This is a genomic window from Sulfurospirillum sp. E15m (assembly GCF_059415145.1).
The window spans coordinates 655,690-675,074 of the sequence record NZ_JCAHZS010000001.1 but is presented as its reverse complement, the minus strand read 5'-3'; the positions used below and the strand labels follow the sequence as shown (position 1 = coordinate 675,074).

23 protein-coding genes are annotated in these 19,385 nt (G+C 39.5%); 11 read left to right on the top strand and 12 right to left on the bottom strand.

All coding sequences use genetic code 11. The annotated features are described in order from the left end of the window. Positions 1-136: 136 nt before the first annotated feature. The 4 genes from AC5SLP_RS03375 to AC5SLP_RS03360 are packed head-to-tail and all read left to right on the top strand — an operon-like array spanning position 137 to position 5,520. Positions 137-2,383: a glutamine--tRNA ligase/YqeY domain fusion protein gene (locus AC5SLP_RS03375; protein ID WP_495253713.1), complete on the top strand. Its 2,247-nt coding sequence runs from the start codon at positions 137-139 to the stop codon at positions 2,381-2,383. After that, positions 2,383-3,594: a glutamate--tRNA ligase gene (locus AC5SLP_RS03370; protein ID WP_495253712.1), complete on the top strand. Its 1,212-nt coding sequence runs from the start codon at positions 2,383-2,385 to the stop codon at positions 3,592-3,594. The genes AC5SLP_RS03375 and AC5SLP_RS03370 overlap by 1 nt, the downstream gene beginning before the upstream one ends. Continuing rightward, positions 3,591-3,887 carry a YggT family protein gene (locus tag AC5SLP_RS03365; protein WP_495253711.1) on the top strand — a complete coding sequence of 99 codons (297 nt, stop codon included), beginning with the start codon at positions 3,591-3,593 and terminating at the stop codon, positions 3,885-3,887. The genes AC5SLP_RS03370 and AC5SLP_RS03365 overlap by 4 nt, the downstream gene beginning before the upstream one ends. A gap of 16 nt (positions 3,888-3,903) precedes the next feature. Next, positions 3,904-5,520, top strand: coding sequence for a lytic transglycosylase domain-containing protein (locus AC5SLP_RS03360; RefSeq protein ID WP_495253710.1), 1,617 nt, complete (start codon positions 3,904-3,906; stop codon positions 5,518-5,520). On the opposite strand, the gene AC5SLP_RS03355 is transcribed toward AC5SLP_RS03360, so the two are convergent. Further along, positions 5,462-5,956: a hypothetical protein gene (locus AC5SLP_RS03355; RefSeq protein WP_495253709.1), complete on the bottom strand. Its 495-nt coding sequence runs from the start codon at positions 5,954-5,956 to the stop codon at positions 5,462-5,464. The genes AC5SLP_RS03360 and AC5SLP_RS03355 overlap by 59 nt on opposite strands. A 101-nt stretch (positions 5,957-6,057) precedes the next feature. Here AC5SLP_RS03355 and mobB point away from each other — a divergent pair, with 101 nt between their 5' ends. The 7 genes from mobB to AC5SLP_RS03320 all read left to right on the top strand — a co-directional run bounded on the left by mobB (position 6,058) and on the right by AC5SLP_RS03320 (position 11,671). Continuing rightward, positions 6,058-6,555 (top strand): molybdopterin-guanine dinucleotide biosynthesis protein B, encoded by a 498-nt coding sequence (gene mobB, locus AC5SLP_RS03350; protein WP_495253708.1) that lies wholly within the window; start codon positions 6,058-6,060, stop codon positions 6,553-6,555. Position 6,556: 1 nt separating this feature from the next. Continuing rightward, on the top strand, positions 6,557-7,393 hold the full coding sequence (locus tag AC5SLP_RS03345) for a class 1 fructose-bisphosphatase (RefSeq protein WP_495253707.1): 837 nt from the start codon (positions 6,557-6,559) through the stop codon (positions 7,391-7,393). Beyond that, a complete protein-coding gene (locus tag AC5SLP_RS03340; RefSeq protein ID WP_495253706.1) occupies positions 7,386-7,583 on the top strand; it encodes a hypothetical protein in 198 nt (65 codons plus the stop codon). The genes AC5SLP_RS03345 and AC5SLP_RS03340 overlap by 8 nt, the downstream gene beginning before the upstream one ends. 136 nt (positions 7,584-7,719) lie before the next feature. Then, positions 7,720-9,654: a methionine--tRNA ligase gene (metG, locus tag AC5SLP_RS03335; protein ID WP_495253705.1), complete on the top strand. Its 1,935-nt coding sequence runs from the start codon at positions 7,720-7,722 to the stop codon at positions 9,652-9,654. Continuing rightward, a complete protein-coding gene (locus AC5SLP_RS03330) occupies positions 9,651-10,658 on the top strand; it encodes a hypothetical protein (protein ID WP_495253704.1) in 1,008 nt (335 codons plus the stop codon). The genes metG and AC5SLP_RS03330 overlap by 4 nt, the downstream gene beginning before the upstream one ends. 10 nt (positions 10,659-10,668) lie before the next feature. Continuing rightward, positions 10,669-11,091, top strand: coding sequence for an rRNA maturation RNase YbeY (gene ybeY, locus AC5SLP_RS03325; protein ID WP_495253703.1), 423 nt, complete (start codon positions 10,669-10,671; stop codon positions 11,089-11,091). A gap of 1 nt (position 11,092) precedes the next feature. Continuing rightward, positions 11,093-11,671, top strand: coding sequence for a DJ-1/PfpI family protein (locus AC5SLP_RS03320; protein ID WP_495253702.1), 579 nt, complete (start codon positions 11,093-11,095; stop codon positions 11,669-11,671). On the opposite strand, the gene AC5SLP_RS03315 is transcribed toward AC5SLP_RS03320, so the two are convergent. The 11 genes from AC5SLP_RS03315 to AC5SLP_RS03265 are packed head-to-tail and all read right to left on the bottom strand — an operon-like array spanning position 11,668 to position 19,378. Then, on the bottom strand, positions 11,668-12,006 hold the full coding sequence (locus AC5SLP_RS03315; protein WP_495253701.1) for a cupin domain-containing protein: 339 nt from the start codon (positions 12,004-12,006) through the stop codon (positions 11,668-11,670). The two genes, AC5SLP_RS03320 and AC5SLP_RS03315, sit on opposite strands and share 4 nt — an antisense overlap. Further along, entirely contained in the window at positions 12,006-13,820 is a 1,815-nt protein-coding gene (gene mrdA, locus AC5SLP_RS03310; RefSeq protein WP_495253700.1) for a penicillin-binding protein 2, read from the bottom strand. The genes AC5SLP_RS03315 and mrdA overlap by 1 nt, the downstream gene beginning before the upstream one ends. After that, complete coding sequence (locus AC5SLP_RS03305) at positions 13,817-14,215, bottom strand: hypothetical protein (protein ID WP_495253699.1); 399 nt, start codon at positions 14,213-14,215, stop codon at positions 13,817-13,819. Before AC5SLP_RS03305 ends, mrdA begins: the two co-directional genes overlap by 4 nt. A 41-nt stretch (positions 14,216-14,256) precedes the next feature. Next, the gene (locus AC5SLP_RS03300; RefSeq protein ID WP_495253698.1) at positions 14,257-14,715 is read right to left on the bottom strand and encodes an N-acetyltransferase; all 459 of its coding nucleotides are present in this window, start codon (positions 14,713-14,715) and stop codon (positions 14,257-14,259) included. Further along, entirely contained in the window at positions 14,712-15,314 is a 603-nt protein-coding gene (gene yihA / locus AC5SLP_RS03295; RefSeq protein WP_495253697.1) for a ribosome biogenesis GTP-binding protein YihA/YsxC, read from the bottom strand. Before yihA ends, AC5SLP_RS03300 begins: the two co-directional genes overlap by 4 nt. Then, a complete protein-coding gene (gene lptA, locus AC5SLP_RS03290) occupies positions 15,311-15,775 on the bottom strand; it encodes a lipopolysaccharide transport periplasmic protein LptA (RefSeq protein ID WP_495253696.1) in 465 nt (154 codons plus the stop codon). Before lptA ends, yihA begins: the two co-directional genes overlap by 4 nt. Then, positions 15,776-16,309, bottom strand: a complete 534-nt coding sequence (gene lptC, locus AC5SLP_RS03285) for an LPS export ABC transporter periplasmic protein LptC (protein WP_495253695.1) — start codon at positions 16,307-16,309, stop codon at positions 15,776-15,778. Beyond that, the gene (locus AC5SLP_RS03280) at positions 16,300-16,797 is read right to left on the bottom strand and encodes a KdsC family phosphatase (RefSeq protein WP_495253694.1); all 498 of its coding nucleotides are present in this window, start codon (positions 16,795-16,797) and stop codon (positions 16,300-16,302) included. Before AC5SLP_RS03280 ends, lptC begins: the two co-directional genes overlap by 10 nt. Then, the gene (gene hisB, locus AC5SLP_RS03275) at positions 16,797-17,369 is read right to left on the bottom strand and encodes an imidazoleglycerol-phosphate dehydratase HisB (protein ID WP_495253693.1); all 573 of its coding nucleotides are present in this window, start codon (positions 17,367-17,369) and stop codon (positions 16,797-16,799) included. Before hisB ends, AC5SLP_RS03280 begins: the two co-directional genes overlap by 1 nt. Position 17,370: 1 nt before the next feature. Then, on the bottom strand, positions 17,371-18,159 hold the full coding sequence (locus tag AC5SLP_RS03270) for a septal ring lytic transglycosylase RlpA family protein (protein WP_495253692.1): 789 nt from the start codon (positions 18,157-18,159) through the stop codon (positions 17,371-17,373). Further along, positions 18,140-19,378, bottom strand: coding sequence for a lytic transglycosylase domain-containing protein (locus AC5SLP_RS03265; RefSeq protein ID WP_495253691.1), 1,239 nt, complete (start codon positions 19,376-19,378; stop codon positions 18,140-18,142). Before AC5SLP_RS03265 ends, AC5SLP_RS03270 begins: the two co-directional genes overlap by 20 nt. Between the last annotated feature and the right edge of the window lie 7 nt (positions 19,379-19,385).

The following is a 19,385-nucleotide window of genomic DNA, read 5'->3' as shown; positions in this document are numbered from 1 at the left end:
AAAACAAAATAACGCACACTGCTCCATTTTATCACAACAATTTAATGCGCTTTTCTTCATCCTTTTGGGTTAATTAATGCAGAGCATGGTAAAATACAGACATACAAGAGTTATCAATCAAAAAGGTTTTAAGAAAATGAGTGAGAGCAAAGATTTTTTACGCACCATTGTAGAAGAGGACTTACAGTCTGGAAAGTACCACGAAATTATAACCAGGTTTCCTCCAGAGCCCAATGGCTTTCCACACATTGGACACGCGAAGTCTATCTGTATCAATTTTGGTATTGCTCGTGATTATAAAGGGCATTGTAACCTCAGAATGGATGACACCAATCCAACCACCGAAGACATGAAATACGTCGAAGCTCTGAAAGATGCTGTAACATGGCTTGGTTTTACATGGGCGGATAAAGTCTATTTTGCTTCTGATTATTTTCCTAAAATTTACGCCTATGCAGTCAAGCTTGTGGAGATGGGTAAAGCGTATGTCGATAGCCTAAACGAAGAAGAGATTCGAGAATACAGAGGCACCATTACCGAGCCTGGTCGTCGCAGTGTTTATGCCAATCGCAGTATCGAAGAAAATTTAGACCTTTTGGAACGCATGAGAAAAGGCGAGTTTAAAGATGGCGAACACGTCTTACGCGCCAAAATTGATATGAGTGCGGCGAATATGAAAATGCGCGACCCTCTTTTATACCGTATTCGTCATGCGCACCATTTTAGAACGGGTGATGAGTGGTGCATCTACCCGATGTACGACTTTGCACACTGCTTGTCTGACTATATCGAAGGCGTGACGCACTCTATTTGTACACTCGAATTTGAAAACAACCGCGACATTTACGACTGGGTGTTAGATGCGCTTGAACTTACCCCTCCTCGTCCTTATCAACATGAATTTGCCCGCCTTGGCATGAACTACACGGTCATGAGTAAACGAAAACTCTTAGAGCTTGTCAATGGTCATTATGTACAAGGATGGGATGACCCTCGCCTTCCGACCATTGCAGGCTATAAACGAAGAGGCTACACGCCAGAAGCTATCCTCAATTTTTGCGACCAAATCGGTATTGCGAAAGCAAACTCTATGGTCGATGTCGCACAGCTTGAATTTTGTATAAGAGATGATTTAAACCAAAAAGTGCCGCGCGTCATGTGCGTCATTGACCCACTGAAAATCACCATTGAAAATTATGAGGGGGAAGAGGAGATTGATGCATCCTACTACCCACACGATGTTCCCAAAGAGGGCTCACGCAAACTTCCGTTTTCAAGGGAAATTTATATTGAACGCGATGACTTTATGGAAAATCCTCCAGCAGGCTATTACCGTCTCACACCAGAACAACCTGTCCGTCTTAAACATGCGTATATCATTACATGTAAAGAGGTCATCAAAGACGCCCATGGTAACATCGTAGAGATAAAAGCAGCGCATCATCCTGACTCAAAAAGCGGTGCCGATACCAGCGGCATCAAAACCAAAAGTGCGATTCATTGGGTCAGCGCCAAACACGCAAAACAAGTGGAAGTAAGGCTTTATGAGCGACTCTACAAAGTCGATGCGCCGGATGGATTGGAAGATTTGAACCCTGATTCTTTGCACATTATCAAAAATGCGTTTATAGAGCCTGTGGTCATCAGCGAAAAACCTGATGTAAGATTCCAATTTGAACGACAAGGGTATTTTTACGCAGACCCCATTGATTACACCGATGCAAAACCTGTTTTTAATAAAATCGTCGGACTCAAAGACTCTTGGGCTAAAAAAGCCGAAGTCATCGAAAGCGCTAAGCCAGACACTCATGTCAAAAAAGCACATATCGAAGGTGAAGTTTCACCAATGAGTGAAGAAGAGCTTGCACGGTTTACGAAATACACGCAAGAGCTTGGACTCAATCATGAAATCGCCAATACGCTTGCAAGAGATAAAGCACTCAGTACTTTTTATACTGAAACGCTCTCTTACTTTAATAGCCCTATTAGTTTAGCAAACCTTGTTGCCAATGAAGTGGCACGCGAACTCAAACAAGAGATGAAACTAAAATTTAGCGCCAAAGAGGTTGCAGAACTCATTAAAATGATGGATGAAGGCACAATTTCCAATAAAATCGCTAAACAAGTCTTTGAAGAGATGACACAAACAGGCGAAAACCCAGCAAAAATCGTTGAAGCAAAAGGACTCACACAAATCAGCGACCCTGAAAAACTCAAACCAATCATTGATGAAATAATTGCCAAAAATCCAGACAATGTAGCAAAATATAAAGCAGGCAACACTAACCTTTTTGGCTTTTTTGTAGGTCAAGTCCTCAAAGCGACGGGTGGCAAAGCCAATCCAAGCGTGGTCAATGACCTTGTGGCGGAGAAATTAAAATAATGTACCGATTTTCTGTTTCACCTTCTAGCGATTTAACCCTTAGCGACTTAAGAGTTGCTTTGATAAATTTTATCTGCGCCATTCAAGCCAAAAAACAACTGATTGTACGTATTGAAGGTCATGCTCAGGAAAAAGACCAAGAGATGTTAGAGATGCTCTCACTTTTTGGCATCTCCTATTCGCAGCTTTATTACCAAAGCGACAATTTCAAATACCATCTTCAGTTTGCATCCACGCTGTTGGATAGGAAAAAAGCCTTTATCTGTTTTTGTCCTGAAGATAATACCTCTTCATATGATGGACGATGCGAAAATTTAAGCAGTGAAGCGATTTTAAATAATCCCAACTCGTTTGTCATTCGCTTCAAAAAACCAGCTTATGCGCTACAGCTTCATGACGCACTACAAGGTGACATAGGCTTTCCACCCGATACGATAGATTCTTTTATTATCATGAAAACAAACAAATACCCTACATCTGTTTTTGCAACGGCATGTGATGATATGCTCCAAGGCATTAGCTGTGTTATTAGAAGCGATGAATTGCTTTTAGATGCGCCAAGAGAGGAGCTGATTCGCTCAACCATAGGCTATGATCAAAAAATTGAGTATGCGCATGTACCAATGCTTCAAAAAGGAGAAGAGTCTGTTAAGTCACTGCTAGACCAAGGCTTTTTACCTGAAGCGATTGTCAATTATCTGCTCTTAGGAAACACTACCCCCTGTGAGATTTTTACCCTGCAAGAAGCTCTTGAATGGTTTGATATGACAACGATTGCCACATCGCCCACACATTTTGAAATTGAAAAACTTCAGGCTATTAACCGTGAGCATATCAAACGTCTAAGCGATATGGAACTCTCAAAACGTTTAGGTTATGCCTGTGAAAACATCGGAAAATTAGCCAAAGTTTACACCGAAGAAGCAAATACGACGTATGATATTAAACAAAACATTGATGCTATATTTGCCAAAAAAGAGCCATATATTGCGTTTGAAGCACAGAGCAAAGCACTTCAAACGATTCTTTTAGAAGCACCCTATTTTGAAACATTTGATGCCTTTAAAACATACCTTCTCACCCAAAGCGATTTGACAGAAGATTTGTTGTGCAAATTGCTTCGTTTTTGGCTTACAGGTGCAAACCATGGCCCAGAATTAACGCATGTTTATCCCTTGATTAAAAACTATTTGAAGGAGATCGTTCGATGATCGTTTTATCAACATTGATTGAAGCTTTAGCCACCTTGTTGCATACAGTGATTAATATCTATATTTGGGTTATCATTATCTCAGCACTGCTCTCATTTGTGCGCCCAGACCCGTATAATCCTATCGTGCAAATTTTGTATCGCTTAACCAACCCGGTCTATGCTTTCATTCGCAAATACGTTCCAACACTGATTGGCGGCGTTGATTTAGCGCCACTGATTGTCATTTTAGCCTTGCAATTTTTAGACCTGTTTGCCATCAAACTACTCTTTGCCCTTGCCAATGCACTCTAAATTTTTTTTCGGGCTATTGAGTAGTTTATGCCTTTGTTGTCAGCTTTTTGCAAGCGAACCGATTACCCTCAAATTTTTTGAGGATAAACCAAGAAGCCTCGCAAAAGATTTTTATATCTACGAATATCTGCAACGCGATGAAACAACGCCCAAAGAAGCCAAAGCGCTCTTTGGGCAAGTTCATACAATGAACATGCGTTTTTTTCATCTTTTTGCTAAAAAAATGGACAATCCTGATTATAAAAAAATCTCTAAATGTGTAGATTTAGATGTGAATTCGCTTTTAAAAGAGGATGATGTATGTTTAAACATCGGCCTTACTCTGCCTAAAATCACTTCCTTGCCCAAAAGCCAACTTAAACTCATTAAACCACGCATTCATGGCAATAAAGAGTTTGTAAAGTTGATTACGATTATGGAGAGCGAAAATGTTTATGAGAGCGCGCTACACAGTGATAGCAATACGTTTTTAACGCTCTTTAACGGCAGTATTTCCGCCTATAAAATAGCCAATTTCAATACAGAACCTCTCGCAAAAGTATTTTTAGACACGCTCTCTAATAATGTCAAATTCAACCAATTTGCAATGAGCATTGTCTCCAATGACAAGCTGGATACACTTCAAAAATCACTTTTACATGTAACACCTTCTTTACATGTAAAATCAAAAACGCTCTTTTATTTAGGTCTCAATGCCCTTAAATATGACGAAATTGATAAAGCAAATACTTTTTTTACCCTTTCAGGTGAACGCGCCACTAAAGAAGAAGAAAAAGACAAAGCCCTCTTCTGGCAATATTTAGCGACACACAATCAAACCTATTTGGAACATTTATCCAAAAGCGATACCATCAATATCTATTCGCTCTATGCAAGAGAGAAGCTTGACCTGCCCTTTACAAATATTATCTCTCCGGTCTTAGAAGGGGAACATCCTACGTTTAATATTTCAGACCCGTTTGCATGGCCGCGTGTTTTAAACCGTGTTTACAAAATGAATGCGCAAGAAGTTGAAGCTTTGGCGAATAGTTTTAAATACGCCAACACCCTGCCCCATTACATCTATTTGATGGAACGTGTGACGCATTATCAGCACAATTACTATCCGATTCCTTACCATGAAGAGATTAGTCACTACTCGATTCATCGCCAAGCCCTTATGTTGGCAATCGCACGTCAAGAGAGCCGTTTTATTCCCTCGGTTGTCTCAACGTCGTATGCGCTTGGGATGATGCAGTTTATGCCTTTTGTGGCACGCGATATTGCAAAAAAGAGTAAATTAGAGAATTTTGATGTGAGTGCCATGTTTGATCCCAGAATCGCTTATCTATTTGGCAATATCCATCTTGATTTCTTAGAAAAGAGTCTCTTTCACCCGCTTTTTGTTGCGTATGCGTACAATGGCGGCATTGGATTTACGAAAAGACATCTCTTAGGCGGTGCTTTTAGTGAAGGAAAGTATGAACCGTTTTGGAGCATGGAAACGATGAGCAATGAAGAGAGTCGCGAATATGGCAAAAAAGTGTTAGCCAATTACGTTGTGTATCGCTATCTCTTAGGGGAAGAAGTATCGATTAGTAGTCTTTTTCAAACGTTGCTGATACCCTCTGTGACTGATCGCTTTCGAAACTAATTTCCATCTTGATTTTCTCTGTCTTTGGGCTTTCTACTAAAACGTAGCTGGCCCAGGCATTGGAAGAAGAAACCAGGCGTAACAGTGGATTATCATGTTCCAATGGCGTCACTTTAACATCTTCGTACGTACCATTCACACTAAAGCCTGAAAGTCTAATTTTATCGTAAGTACCATCTCCCGTTGCCATGTACGTACCCACGATGAATTTTTCCGTATCTTGTGTAATCGCTTCATGCTGAATGGGGTTAAGATACGTAATCGTAACAAATGTTTTGGATGTCGGAGAATTAATAATCTCTATTTTTTTGGAGTTTGTCATTCCATAATCGAGGACTTTTTCGCCTTCAGCGTCAGCAAGTTTTGACGCACAACCTGTGATAACCAATGCACTTAATGCCACTAAGGCGTATTTGAACCAGCGTGAGTTAGTCATTTCTTAAATCTTTTTTTGCTATAATTTTTTATATTTGTATCTTTACATCATTACATGTAAAAACTTTGTCAGTAAGATAATAACATAAAAAGTAGGAAAAAATGAAATCTTTAGCAGTTGCCTTCACTGGTCCCTCGGATAGCGGAAAAACAACGCTCATCCTAAAAATTGCCACCATTCTGAAAAAAAAATACGCCCTTGCCATTGTTAAAAATGACCCTAGCGATAAAGCCGTATTTGACGTTGAAGGCAAAGATAGTTGGAAATTTTCGCAAACAGGGGCAGAGGTCGTTGTCACATCACCCACCCGTACGACACTCTTTTCCAAACGCCATCAAGAGATTGATGAAATTATCGAACTGTTAAGTGATTTTGATTACTTGTTGGTGGAAGGGCTTAAAACATTGCCTCTTCCGCGAATTGCAATTTTTAGAAACAAAATAGACGAAAGTTATTTTGAATGTTCCGATGCCATTGCTATTGATGAGAGTATCAATATTAGCGATTATGCGGTACCTTCTTCTATTACGATTTTAAACCTCAACGATCCAGAAGCGATTATTGCTTGGATTGAAAAAAATGCTAAAAAAGTGAAATAACATGCAAGAAATATACGAAGCGATCAAACGCTCTGCCATACGTATTCGAGAAGCGATTGAGTTTGATGACACGGGTTATTCTGAGAACATCAATTCCACAGGCGACACCCAACTGAAACTCGACATTAAAAGCGACCTCATTATTGAAGAAGAGTTTGCCAAAGTACCCTCTATCAAAGAGATTGTCAGTGAAGAAAAAGAGAATAAAACGCCTTTGCATGACAAAGGTACATACTGCGTAGGATACGACCCATTGGACGGCTCAAGCCTCATTGATGTAAATCTGAGCGTAGGTTCTATCTTTGGGATTTATGAAGGTGGCTATGCGGGCAAAAACTTAAAAGCGGCGGTGTATGTCGTTTACGGTCCACGCGTTGAGCTTGTCATTGCAGAAGAAGATGTCAAACTCTATCGCCTCAATAAAAAAGGTAAGTTTGTTTTTATTAAAGAGATTCAGCTCAAAGAAAAAGGCAAACTAAACGCCCCAGGTGCAACACAAATGGGTTGGGAACCTCGCCATAAAGCGATGATTGATGCGATTTTTCAAGACGGGTATCGATTGCGTTATTCAGGCGGTATGGTGCCAGACTTACACCAGATATTGCTCAAAGGCGGCGGCTTGTTTTCATACCCCTCTACGAGCGATGTTCCAAACGGCAAACTTAGAATGATTTTTGAAGTCTTCCCTTTTGCGTTTGTGTATGAAAAAGCAGGCGGTGCAGCGATTACGGGGACCCAAAGAGTATTGGATTTAGCCCCATCGCATCCTCACGATACGACACCATGCTTTTTTGGCTCACGCAATGAAATAGAACGGGTTAAGAAGTGTTATGAGTAGTGAAGTAACCGATATTTACGAACAAGATTTGCAAGAGAAAAAAAAGTCACTGCAAGCATGTCAGCACGATAAAAATCTTGCAACATGTAGCGACTGTGAAAAGATGTTTGAGTGTGAAACTCGCAAAGCCTATGTCAAAGCTGTTTATGAAAGTATGGCTAAAGGACAAGGCGGCGGATTTGAGTTTTGAGTTTATATTTAGTCACGTCTTTAAAGCAAAGCTCTAAAGACTACGTTACCACTGAGGTTTGCTCGGCGCAATGCCCACGCACCTTTGGTGCTTTAAGTTTAATTAGTATACTTATCAACATTAACTAGGAAAAACAATGTCCCAAAAAGCCTACATTACCACCCCAATCTATTATGTCAATGATGTCCCTCATATTGGACATGCATACACAACGATTATTGCCGATACTATGGCACGCTATTACCGCTTAAAAGGGTATGAGACATTCTTTCTTACCGGAACAGATGAACACGGTCAAAAAATTGAAGAAGCCGCTAAATCACGCAATAAAACACCTCAAGCCTATGCCGATGAGATTAGCGGTAAATTTCGTGCTCTTTGGGACGAATTTGAAATCAGTTATGACAAATTTATCCGAACGACTGATCTAGAACACAAAACGGGTGTTCAAAAAGCGTTTCAAGTTATGTTTGATAACGGCGACATCTACAAAGGCGAATACGAAGGTCATTACTGTGTAAGTTGTGAAACCTTCTTTACCGACACACAACTTGTGGATGAAGACAAATGCCCAGATTGTGGGAAACCAACACGATTGGTTAAAGAAGAAAGTTACTTTTTTAAACTCTCCAAATACCAAGAAGACCTTTTAAAATGGTACAGCAGTGATGAAAAATGCGTTCTTCCTAAAGGTAAGAAAAATGAAGTCATTAGTTTTGTAAAACAAGGCTTACGAGATTTATCCATTACCCGTACCAGTTTTGATTGGGGTATCAAATTGCCTGAAACCATGCACGATGGCAAACATGTCATGTATGTATGGCTTGATGCTTTGCTAAACTATATCACCGCATTAGGTTACGGACAAGATGAAGCCAATATGCGTTTTTGGCCCGCGACCATCCAACTCGTTGGTAAAGATATTTTACGCTTCCATGCAATCTATTGGCCAGCCTTTTTAATGAGCCTTGGACTGCCTTTACCCAAACATGTCGCAGCACACGGTTGGTGGACGAGAAATGGTGAGAAAATGAGTAAAAGTAAAGGCAACGTTGTCAATCCTAAAGAGGTAGCAGATGCGTATGGCTTAGAAAATTTTCGATACTTTATGCTCCGTGAAGTGCCTTTTGGACAAGATGGTGACTTTAGCCAAAAAGCATTGATGGATCGCATCAATTCAGACCTTGGCAATGAACTGGGCAATCTTCTCAATCGTATCATCGGTATGAGTGGCAAATACAGTCAGGGCGTGGTTAATTCCAAAGATGTCAAAACATTTCATGCCAGTGAACTTAAAAGTGTCGATGATATTTTAAATAACGTTGAGAACAATTTATTAGAGATGCAAACCAACCGCTATTTAGAAGAGCTTTGGAAAGCCCTCAGTATTGCCAATCAATCCATTACGGTACACGAACCATGGGTCAAAATCAAAGAGGGGCATGTGGATCAAGCACTAGCACTTGTGGCGCTTGTATCTAACATCTTGGCACGTGTGGCTATTCTTTTACATCCTATCATGCCAAAAACAACGCAAACGATTGCAAAAACATTGGGCTTTGAAATCAATACGAAAACATATGAAACATTGGTTGTTCAAAAAACATTGTTAGAAGAATTTACCATCGAAAAAATCCCACCTCTTTTCCCACGTATTGAAGAAGAGTTGATGGTTCAGCCCTCTTCGATGCCTGTTGAGCCAACACCTGCTAAAAATGTTCATAAAAAAGAGGCAAAAGTAGAATCTATTATTAGCATTGACCAATTTTTTGAAACATCGTTAAAAGTTGGCACTATTATTGAAGCGAGTATTTTAGAAGGAAGTGACAGACTGCTCAAACTCAAAGTGGATTTAGGAGAAGCGGAACCTAGACAAATTGTCGCGGGCATTCGTGAATACTACACGCCTGAAGAACTTATCAATACGCAAGTATGCGTCGTAGCCAACCTCAAACCTGCTACGATTAAAGGGTTACTCAGCCAAGGAATGCTTTTAGCGGCAAAAGATAAAGAGGGGCTATGCCTTGTTCGCCCAGAACGCCCTCGACAAAGTGGCGCTTCTATTGGATGAAAATAGAAAACTTTGTTCGCATCATTGATGGAGAGTTACGTACTTCTCCTCCCATTGATGCGTTTGCGACGATTCACTTAGAAGCTTCGCGTGTCACGCACGGCGATCTTTTTATTGATGTCAATAACGCACGAGAACAGGTACACGAAGCACTTTCGCGCGGTGCTTATGCGATTGTGACCTCTTTGCATTTTCACGATGAAGATGAAGAGTGTGCATGGATTGAGGTGACGTCCATCGAACAAGCGCTTATCAAACTTTTGCGTTACAGCATTACTCAAAAATCTATACAGTTGATTGTCCTTTCAGAGATACAAGAAGCTTTGTTTGAGATGATTCAAACACCTCCAAAACAGTATAAACGTCTTCGCGGTGATCTTTATAGCATGAGTAAAGTTCTCCTCAACGCGAAAGAAAATGAGTGCTTTTATATCAGTAATCACTTCCTTGCTAACAAGATTGCGCCCAGTGCTAAGAGTGTTACTTCGGTTTTACATGTAAAACCGATTGTGGCAAAAGGTCTTTTTCTCAGCTCATTTTGGCATCAAGACGCCTACTATTCTGACCAGAAAATCCCCTCATTTTTTGTTGAAGAGCTGCTTGACCTTTTGCGCTTTTGCGATGAAGAAAAGATAGCCTATACGTTAGAACATCTGATGTTTTGTGAGCATTTTCACCCTCAGTTTGTCACGCATGCCTTATGCAAAAAAGAGTTTGGAACCAGCGATAAAGTACTCATTTTTGAGCCTTCTGCTTCTCTTTTTACCCGTGCTCTCTCATATATGAAGCGCCATTTAGACGGACAAAAGCTACTTGTCTGCATTCCACAATCCAACCGTAATCTTTTTAACAACCATGAATATGAGATATTTTTCTTTCAAGATGCCAATGAATTGATTGGTTTAAATACGATGGTCTTCCATTATGCTTTAATTTTAGGTGACAAAGAGTCTTTTGAAGTGATATACTCTAAGTTGTTTACAACCCAACCCACTCTTTTTTAAAGGAGATTACATGCTACTAATCGACAACGAGTCCAATACCCCCATCAATACTTCTCTCTTAGAGACGATTGTTCGCGAGCATACAAACAAAGAGGTTGAATTAGTCATTATGGATGCACAAGAGATGCATAAACTCAATCTTGAACATCGACAGGTCGATAAAACAACCGATGTCCTGAGCTTTCCCATCGACGACTTCCCCCATGCGCCTCTTGGTGCCATCGTTATTAATTATGAACTCGCACAGGAAAAAGCCGATGAATTTGAACACAGCATTGAAGCGGAAATTACACTCTTATTTATTCACGGATTATTACATTTATTAGGCTATGACCATGAAACCGATAGTGGAGAGATGCGTCAAGAAGAAGAAGCATGGATTACGCATTATCATTTACCAGCCAGCCTAATTGTTCGTACAGAGGAGGAATAAGATGATTACCATTGGCATTGTTATTTTTCCAGAGGTAGAAGAGTTAGATTTTATTGCGCCTTTTGAAGTGCTTAGTTACATTAATAAACTTCAACCACAGAGTACACAGGTGCTTTTAATCGCGCCATCCTTAGAAACGGTACATGCATTTAATGGACTAAAAGTCGTGCCTGATGCTTCTTTTGAAACGGCTCCACAATGCGATATTTTGATTTTTCCAGGAGGCAAAGGACGCATTAGATGGATGAAAGAGCCTTTAGTTCATACCTTTTTACAGCAACAAAAAGAGCATTTACGTTTTGTAACTTCAGTCTGTACGGGTGCTTTTTTCTTGGCAGAAGCAGGCATTCTTAAAGGTAAAGAGGCTACAACCTACCACAGTGCATTTGATGAACTGGCCAATTATGGCGTCAATGTCGTCTCATCAAAAGTCGTCAAAGATGGCAATGTGATTACCGCAGGAGGCGTTAGTTCAGGCTTGGAGTTGGGCTTTTTTCTCTTAAGAGAACTCTTTGGTATTGCACTCGCGCAAGAGGTCGCATCAAAAATCGAATATACAATTAATGTTGATTCACTCTAACGATTTTGTTTTTTCATTAATGAGATGCCTAGCACTCTGGAAGTTTTTTCGCACCCATTCCAGACGGAATGTAAGGATGTTCCTTTAACACGATACGACATTCCTTCATTTAAGAGAATAATCTCTTCATCGCTGTGTATGGTAACACAGCCTTCTAAGACAGTAAAAAGATGGTCATGTTCATGCGTATGCGCCGGTGTTGGACCGCCACCATTAGTTTCAATGTACGCAATAGCACAATCTATTAATTCATCGTCTTGATTGTTAATCAAAGGCTGTGCTTTAAAATGAATGTGATTTTTAGGGATGACAAACGTTGGCTCAATGGGTGTCATTATTTTCCTTTAGGCGTATCAACGGTAATATAGCCGAGTTCATACAATTTATCAAAAATTTTAGAAACGATAGGGCCACCTTCACTACCACCATGGCTACCATGCTCAATTAAAACAGTCACAACATACTGAGGATTATCATACGGTCCATACGTTGTGAGCCATGCATGAGAACGTTGGTAGTATTCCATATCTTCTTCACGCATACGTTTTTTCTCTGTTTGTGAGATACTGACAACTTGCGCGGTTCCCGTTTTTGCGGCTATCTTAAAAGGTGCAGAGACGTTAATATGTCGTAATGCCGTTCCACCTGGGACATTGGCAACTTCATACATTCCTTCGCGACTGACTTTTAAAAAACGTTTTTCGCTCTCACTCACGATATGCGGATCAACGGGAAAGTCAATTTCAACGTCATTGATTTTTTTTAGAAAATGAGGCGTTACGCCGTTACCCGTGGCCAAAAAAGCGGTATATTTAGCAACTTGCAGAGGTGTCACCAAGAAATACCCTTGACCGATAGAGCTAATCAACGTCTCACCTTGTGACCAGCCTCTTCCAAAGCGCTCTTTTTTCCATTCGCGACTGGGAACGGTTCCCACAAATTCACGTGGTAAATCAACGCCTGTTTTAGCAGCAAAGCCTATCTTTGATAAAAAGGGAGCTATATTGTCAATACCGGTTTTGAGGCTGGCTTTATAAAAATAATCATCGCAACTTTCACGAATGGCTCGCACGTAAGAGATCATACCATGCCCCTCTTTTTTCCAGTCGCGAAAGACACGTCCGCCAAGTTCCATCGAACCCGTCGATTCAAACGTTGTTTGTGGTGTAATGATGCCTGAATTTAACATAGCCATACCAACTCCCATCTTGACAACAGAACCGGGAGGATAAAGTCCATTCACCAATTTATTGGTGAATGGATGGTTAAAGTCATTGGCAAGAAGGGACCATTCCTCTTGGGATATGCCATTAACAAACTTATTTAAATCGTATTCAGGAAAACTAGCTGCGGCTAGGATTTCACCATTTTTAACATTTAAAACCACAACGGCGCCACTATCATCTCCAAAAAGAGTAGCAATGTATCGTTCCAATTCTAGGTCTAAGCTTAAGACCAAATCATTGCTCACGGGGAGTGTTTTACTGATTTGCTCAATCTCTTGATTAAAGGCAGTGACTTTTGTCTTTTTTTCACCTTTAACGCCCTGTAAAACAGCGTTGTAATATTTTTCGATACCCGTTTTACCTGAAAAACCAACCAATTTAGCGATAGGGTCTTCCGCTACGTCTTGCGTGTTAGACCTTCCGACATACCCAATCACATGTGATGCCAAACTGCCATAAGGGTAGTGACGCTTTGAAGCAATTTCAATTTTGAGATTGTCGTGTTGTGAGATACGAGCAAATTGCGGTGTCAAAACATCGTAAGGCACAAACGCGATGACGTCCACAAAATCATGGTTATAAGGCGAATCCGCCTTGAGATACTCTTTGGTCATTTCTTTCACGGTGAACTCAGGTAAAAGGGAAGCTAAAAAAGCAATCTCTTCATCCAAAATTGCACGATTCGATTTTAAGCTCAGACGAGGTTTAATGCCAATAGAAAAGCCTAAGCGGTTCACCGAAAGAGGCTTCATGTTACGATCTAAAATCACACCTCTTAAAGGCGCTAATTCATCAACTTTGATAGCATTTTGTTTTGCGATTTCTTCATAATATGCGTTGGATTTGATACTAATATAATAGACGCGAACGAGTAGAGCAAACCAAACAAAAAAAAAGAAACCAAGAATAATTTTAATTCTCACCGAGCTATCCTAAAAAGCATGAACGCCAATATCGAATCAATGGCGATGTAATAAAAATAGTAATTTGAAAAATACGGAAATGGTTCGTTATCCAAATAAGCAAAAAAAACATTTAGCAAAAAATGCCCTAAATAGGCGATAATGACATAACTGGCTAAAATACAGTTATTACATGTAATAAAATTTTGAAGCCTATAAATGGCAAAGCGATACACTAAAGCAAAGAGAATAATGTACGAAAAGAGGTAAAATCCCTTATTAATATCGTACAAACTTAAATACACGAATGCCAAAATAATAGGAGCGGCTTGCTCTTCACGGCGATTAAAATGAAGGATGACGTAACAAAAAACCACACCAACAAATGATGGAATCCATGGGTATAATGAGGACATCACCTGCCCTAGAAATAGCCCTATACTGATCCAAAAGAGTTTTAGATAGTTTTGATCAACGCTACTTCGTCGCATATCGGAAAATGTTTGCATTTAATGCAGTCTGCCCAAATTTTATGAGAAGGAAGTGTCTCTTTGGATATTTCGGTAAATCCAGTCGATTCAAAAAACGCTTTTTGATATGTCAATGTAAAAATTTTCTTTACGCCTAATTGAGTTCCTTCGACAATAAGATTTTGAATAATCCCTTTACCAATACCACGTCCTCTAAAACCCTCTTTAACAACAAGACTACGAATTTCAGCTAAGTCATCTGCATGAAAATGCAATGCGCCAAAGCCAACAATGACATCATCTTCTTTTGCTAGGATGTAGGATCTAATATTGGTTGCCATCTCATCGGAGCTTCTAAATAAAATTATTCCTTTTTCAACTTCAGATTTGACCACTTCTTGCATCGGAGCGATATCGCTGAGTTTTGCTTTTGTATACTGTATCATAGTGTTTCTCCAAAAAGCATCGTAAAGATAAGCGTTAAAGCTTTATCAATTCCCTTTTTACTGCTACTTGAAACCAACAACGCTTCTGGATAATGTTTTTTAATCACACTCACATCGCTTTGCTTGAGTTTATCGGCTTTCGTAAAAATACGTATTATTTTTTGATCGGGACGAACAATCTCTTCTAAATATTGGTGTACTTCCGCATCACTTTCCAAAAAAGGATGACGCGAATCAATTAAATGGACAAAAACACGGATAGAAACACGTTTTTGAATGTAATTGGTGAGATTCCTTTGCCACTCATCTTTCATACTGTGTGAAACGCGAGCATATCCAAAACCTGGTAAATCAACTAACTGTGCATTGTAGCTTTTTTCATCCTGTACCAGCGTTATATGAAAAAAGTTAATCAAACGCGTTTTACCAGGGGTCGAAGAGCTTTTAGCCAATCCTTTTTTATTGGTTAGCGCGTTAATAATAGAACTTTTTCCGACATTGCTTCTACCAATAAAAGCGACCTCGCTGATACCCTCTGGTGTTGTCTCTTCTAATTTAGAAGCGGACTTAACAAAAAAGGCCTCTTTAACATAAATCACTGTTTTTTATCCTCAACCTTGAAGATAAATTTGACAGGTCCCGTACCTTTTCCATCGACTTCATAATGACCGCTGATTTGATCAACGCGAATAAAATCGCCATAGACTTTTTTATCGGTATCAAGTTCATGTAGAAACGCTTTTTTTTCTAACGTATAAAGACTTTTATTGGGCTCATATGTCATCTTTTCAGCCTCACCATAATACTTCTTTTGGTTCATCGTTAGATTGGCTTTTGCATCACCGGTAGCAACATAGCGAATCGGTTGTTTTTTATCATCAAAATCAATCGTAATTTTTTTAGCGGTAATTTTATCGCCCTCTTTCACGACTTTAACGTTACCTTCAAAAATACTAATTTTTTTCTTCTCATCCGCAAAGAATTTATCGGCCGTAATTTCGACTTCAGCAGCAATGAGTGCGCATGAAGCACAGCATAAAAGAGCAATGAACTGTTTCATCTATTTTTTTCCTACTTGTTGAATGAATGAGTGAATATTAGTAGCAGCAATTGTGCCCTCTTTCATCTGATAAACAAATGAAAGCCCATGAGTACGGCTCTGTTTTTGAGAAAAAATAAAGGGTTTATCGCTGTATAAAATCTCTTTTTGCATATCGTAAAAAATGTCTTCACCATCGAGGGCAACACCGTCATCTCTAAAATAGTGTGAATTGGTCATAAAATGAATAATCTTATCTTGCAAAGTTGCTTCATCGGAATTGAGCACACCTTTTAATCCCTCTTTGGTTCTATGCCCAGCATGAATGACATAGAGTTTATCGTAATCTTTAAAACGGGCAACTTTGTCTGAACGCACGATACTATCAATCGTACCTTCTTTAATCTGATAATTTTGAGCATTAAAAAGCTCAATTTCAGGAATCAAATTACCGTCTTGGTCAATCGTATGAATCGTGTACGGTTCTTTGACAATTAAAAAAATCATCATGCCAAAAAAAAGCAATGTGGAATAAAAAAGTAATCTTACAGCCAAAGGTTTACAAATGCCTCACTTAAGTTCTCTGACTCAACCACAGAGTCAATCATCTCTCTAACGGCCCCTTTGCCACCATATTTGCTTAAGAGGACATCCACTTCTTGTTGCACAATCGGAAGCGCATCACAAGGTGCAAAAGAGCGACCAACGGCACGTAAAAGCGCTAAATCATTCAAATCATCCCCAATCGCAGCGACATTTTCAAAATGAAGCCCCTCTTTGTGCAGTATTTCTTGAAGTGCCGCTTTTTTATCTTTTACATCTTGATATAGATATGTAATGCCAAGTTCTTTAGCCCGTCTTTCAACCACACGCGATTTACGTCCTGTGATAATTGCACTCTTGCGACCCAATTTCATCCAGGAGACGATACCAAAACCATCTTTGACATTAAATGTTTTAAACTCTTCCTCATCACTATTTCCATACATAATGCCCCCATCCGTGAGGCATCCATCGACATCAAAAACCAATAATTCAATCATTACAATACACCCTTGGTGCTAGGAATTCCTGCTCGCTCATTTTTCACTAATGAACGACGCAATGCAACGGCAAAGGCTTTAAAAGCAGCCTCAAGTAAATGGTGCTTGTTCTTTCCACGTCGTGCCACAATATGTGCGCTAATGCCTGCATTTTGCATTAATGCTCTAAAAAATTCTTCGGCAAGTTCAACATCAAATTCACCGACTTTACCGTCCATAGCGATTTCATAGACTAAATACGCACGGTTACTTAAATCTAAAGCACACTCAACAGCCGCCTCATCCATCACAACAACGGCATTTCCATAGCGTTCAACTTGTGCAATCGGATAGATAGACGCACGTAAGGCTTGTCCTAAAACGATACCCACATCTTCTACGCTATGGTGAAAATCGATATGCGTATCACCTTTACATGTAAGATTTAAATCGATTAAAGAATGTTTGGCAAATGCTTCTAACATATGGTCAAAAAAGCCAATTCCTGTCGAAATACGACTTTGTCCTGTTCCATATACATCAAGTTCAATGCTAATATCTGTCTCTTTCGTTACTCGTTGCACTGTTTTCATTTTATTCCCTTACGATAAATGAGCCTTTAAACTGCCCTTTTGCAATAAAATCAGAGGCTTCAGCTTCACTACCAAATCCTTTAAGCCATACACGGTATATCGGCTGATTGTCATATGTTCCCTCTTTAATAATCGCATTGTAGCGATTATTTACATTAGCATTGCTTTGAGCAAAACGGGTCGCACCATCTTTTTTACGGAATGCTCCAATTTGAATGAAATAATCACTCTCTACAACACTCTCTTTTGGTGCACCACTTGGGGTAATGACACCCGCAAAACCAATCACTTCAAGACCTACAGGACCGGTACCATTTGCAACGAGTCCAAGTCGTGTTGCCGCAGTGTATGATAAATCAATAATACGCGTTCCCACAAAAGGTCCGCGATCATTTACCCGAACAACAATACTTTGATTATTTTTAAGGTTAGTCACTTTAAGCATCGTATTCATAGGGAGTGTTTTATGTGCCGCTGTCATATCGTACATATTGTATGTTTCGCCATTGGATGTCTTTTTCCCATGAAAATCTTTTCCATACCAACTGGCAATACCGCTAAAATAATCTCCAACACTCACCATCGTTGGATAATACGTTTTACCATCAATCGTATAAGGACGCATTGTAGCTTTATACATCGAAGGGGAAGTATTAACCGGTGTCAATCCTTCAGAAGGAGATGCAGAAGACCGAGGAGAGGTAAAAAAATCACCTTTAGAAGAACAACCATCTAAGACAACTAAAACGATAAAACAAAAGCAAATATTTCTAATTATTTGGAATAACAAGGCTCTCCCCCACTTTTACCCATGTGTCTTTTTTCTTGTTCGCTCTAAGCAATTGATCGACAGAAACGGCATGCATCTTTGAAACGGTTTCAATCGTATCGCCCGCTTTGATAACGTACAATTTTTCACTATGAGATATTTGCGTTGGAGAAGGGGGTGGACCATAAGGTACGATAAGTTCTGTTTTAGGTTTTAGTGCCGCACTTTTAAGGCTATTGAGCTCCATGAGCGTATGGAAGCTTGTGCCATACTGTTTAGCAATTTTTTGGAGTGAATCGCCTTTTTTGGCAATATAAACAGCATATTTTTGAGGCTCTTTGGTTTGATCAAAATTTTGGGTAAAAGCAACTTGACGGTCTTGAGGAATATAGAGGTAACTTTGTTTATCTAAAGGCGAGGTAAAACCGTGCTTCAGATGAGGGTTATATGATTTCAACTCATTAATAGAAACCCCAATACTCTCTGCAACATCTTTTAAAGATGTTCCACTTTTCACATTGACTTTAACAAACGTTGCGTTATTGGCACGATTGAGTAAATATTCTGATTCATTGTCTAACATAAAATCTGTGCTATTTGAGATAAAACTCATCATTAAAATTTTGCGAATATAAAGACGGCTCTCTTTGGGTAAGTACTTTTTCGTCTCATCAAGCAATACGCTAATATCATCGGTTCCTGCTTTATCAATGGCTTTAAGCACGGTACCTTCGCCACAATTATAAGCAAGGGCTGCTAAATACCATTTACCAAATAAGGTATGAAGATGTTTTAAATACAAAATGGCAGCTTGTGTTGATTTAATAGGCTCTCGTCGGTCATCAACATAACTGTTATTCTCTAAATGATACAACTTTGCCGTCGCAGGAATGAATTGCCAAATCCCAGACGCGCGGGCAGAAGAAGAAGAATAAGGGTTAAAACTGGATTCGGTCATAGCAAGGTATAAAAATTCAGCAGGAACACCGGCTTCTTGCATCATTTTTTGAAGAATGGGGACAAATTTATCTCCATTTTCAAGCGTTTTCAAAAAGTGTTTTGTTTTATAAACTTCAACATCTTCTTTCATCGAAATAAAGATGGAATCTTTTAAAAAAGTATTGGGTAAATCGAAATTTTTAAGGGCGGTAAGTTGTTGTTCGTAATCGTTATTGTCAGTATTCAAAAAAGCATGAAGACTTTGAAAAAATAAAAAAAGGGTTACGATAACCTTAAGCATGCCTCTC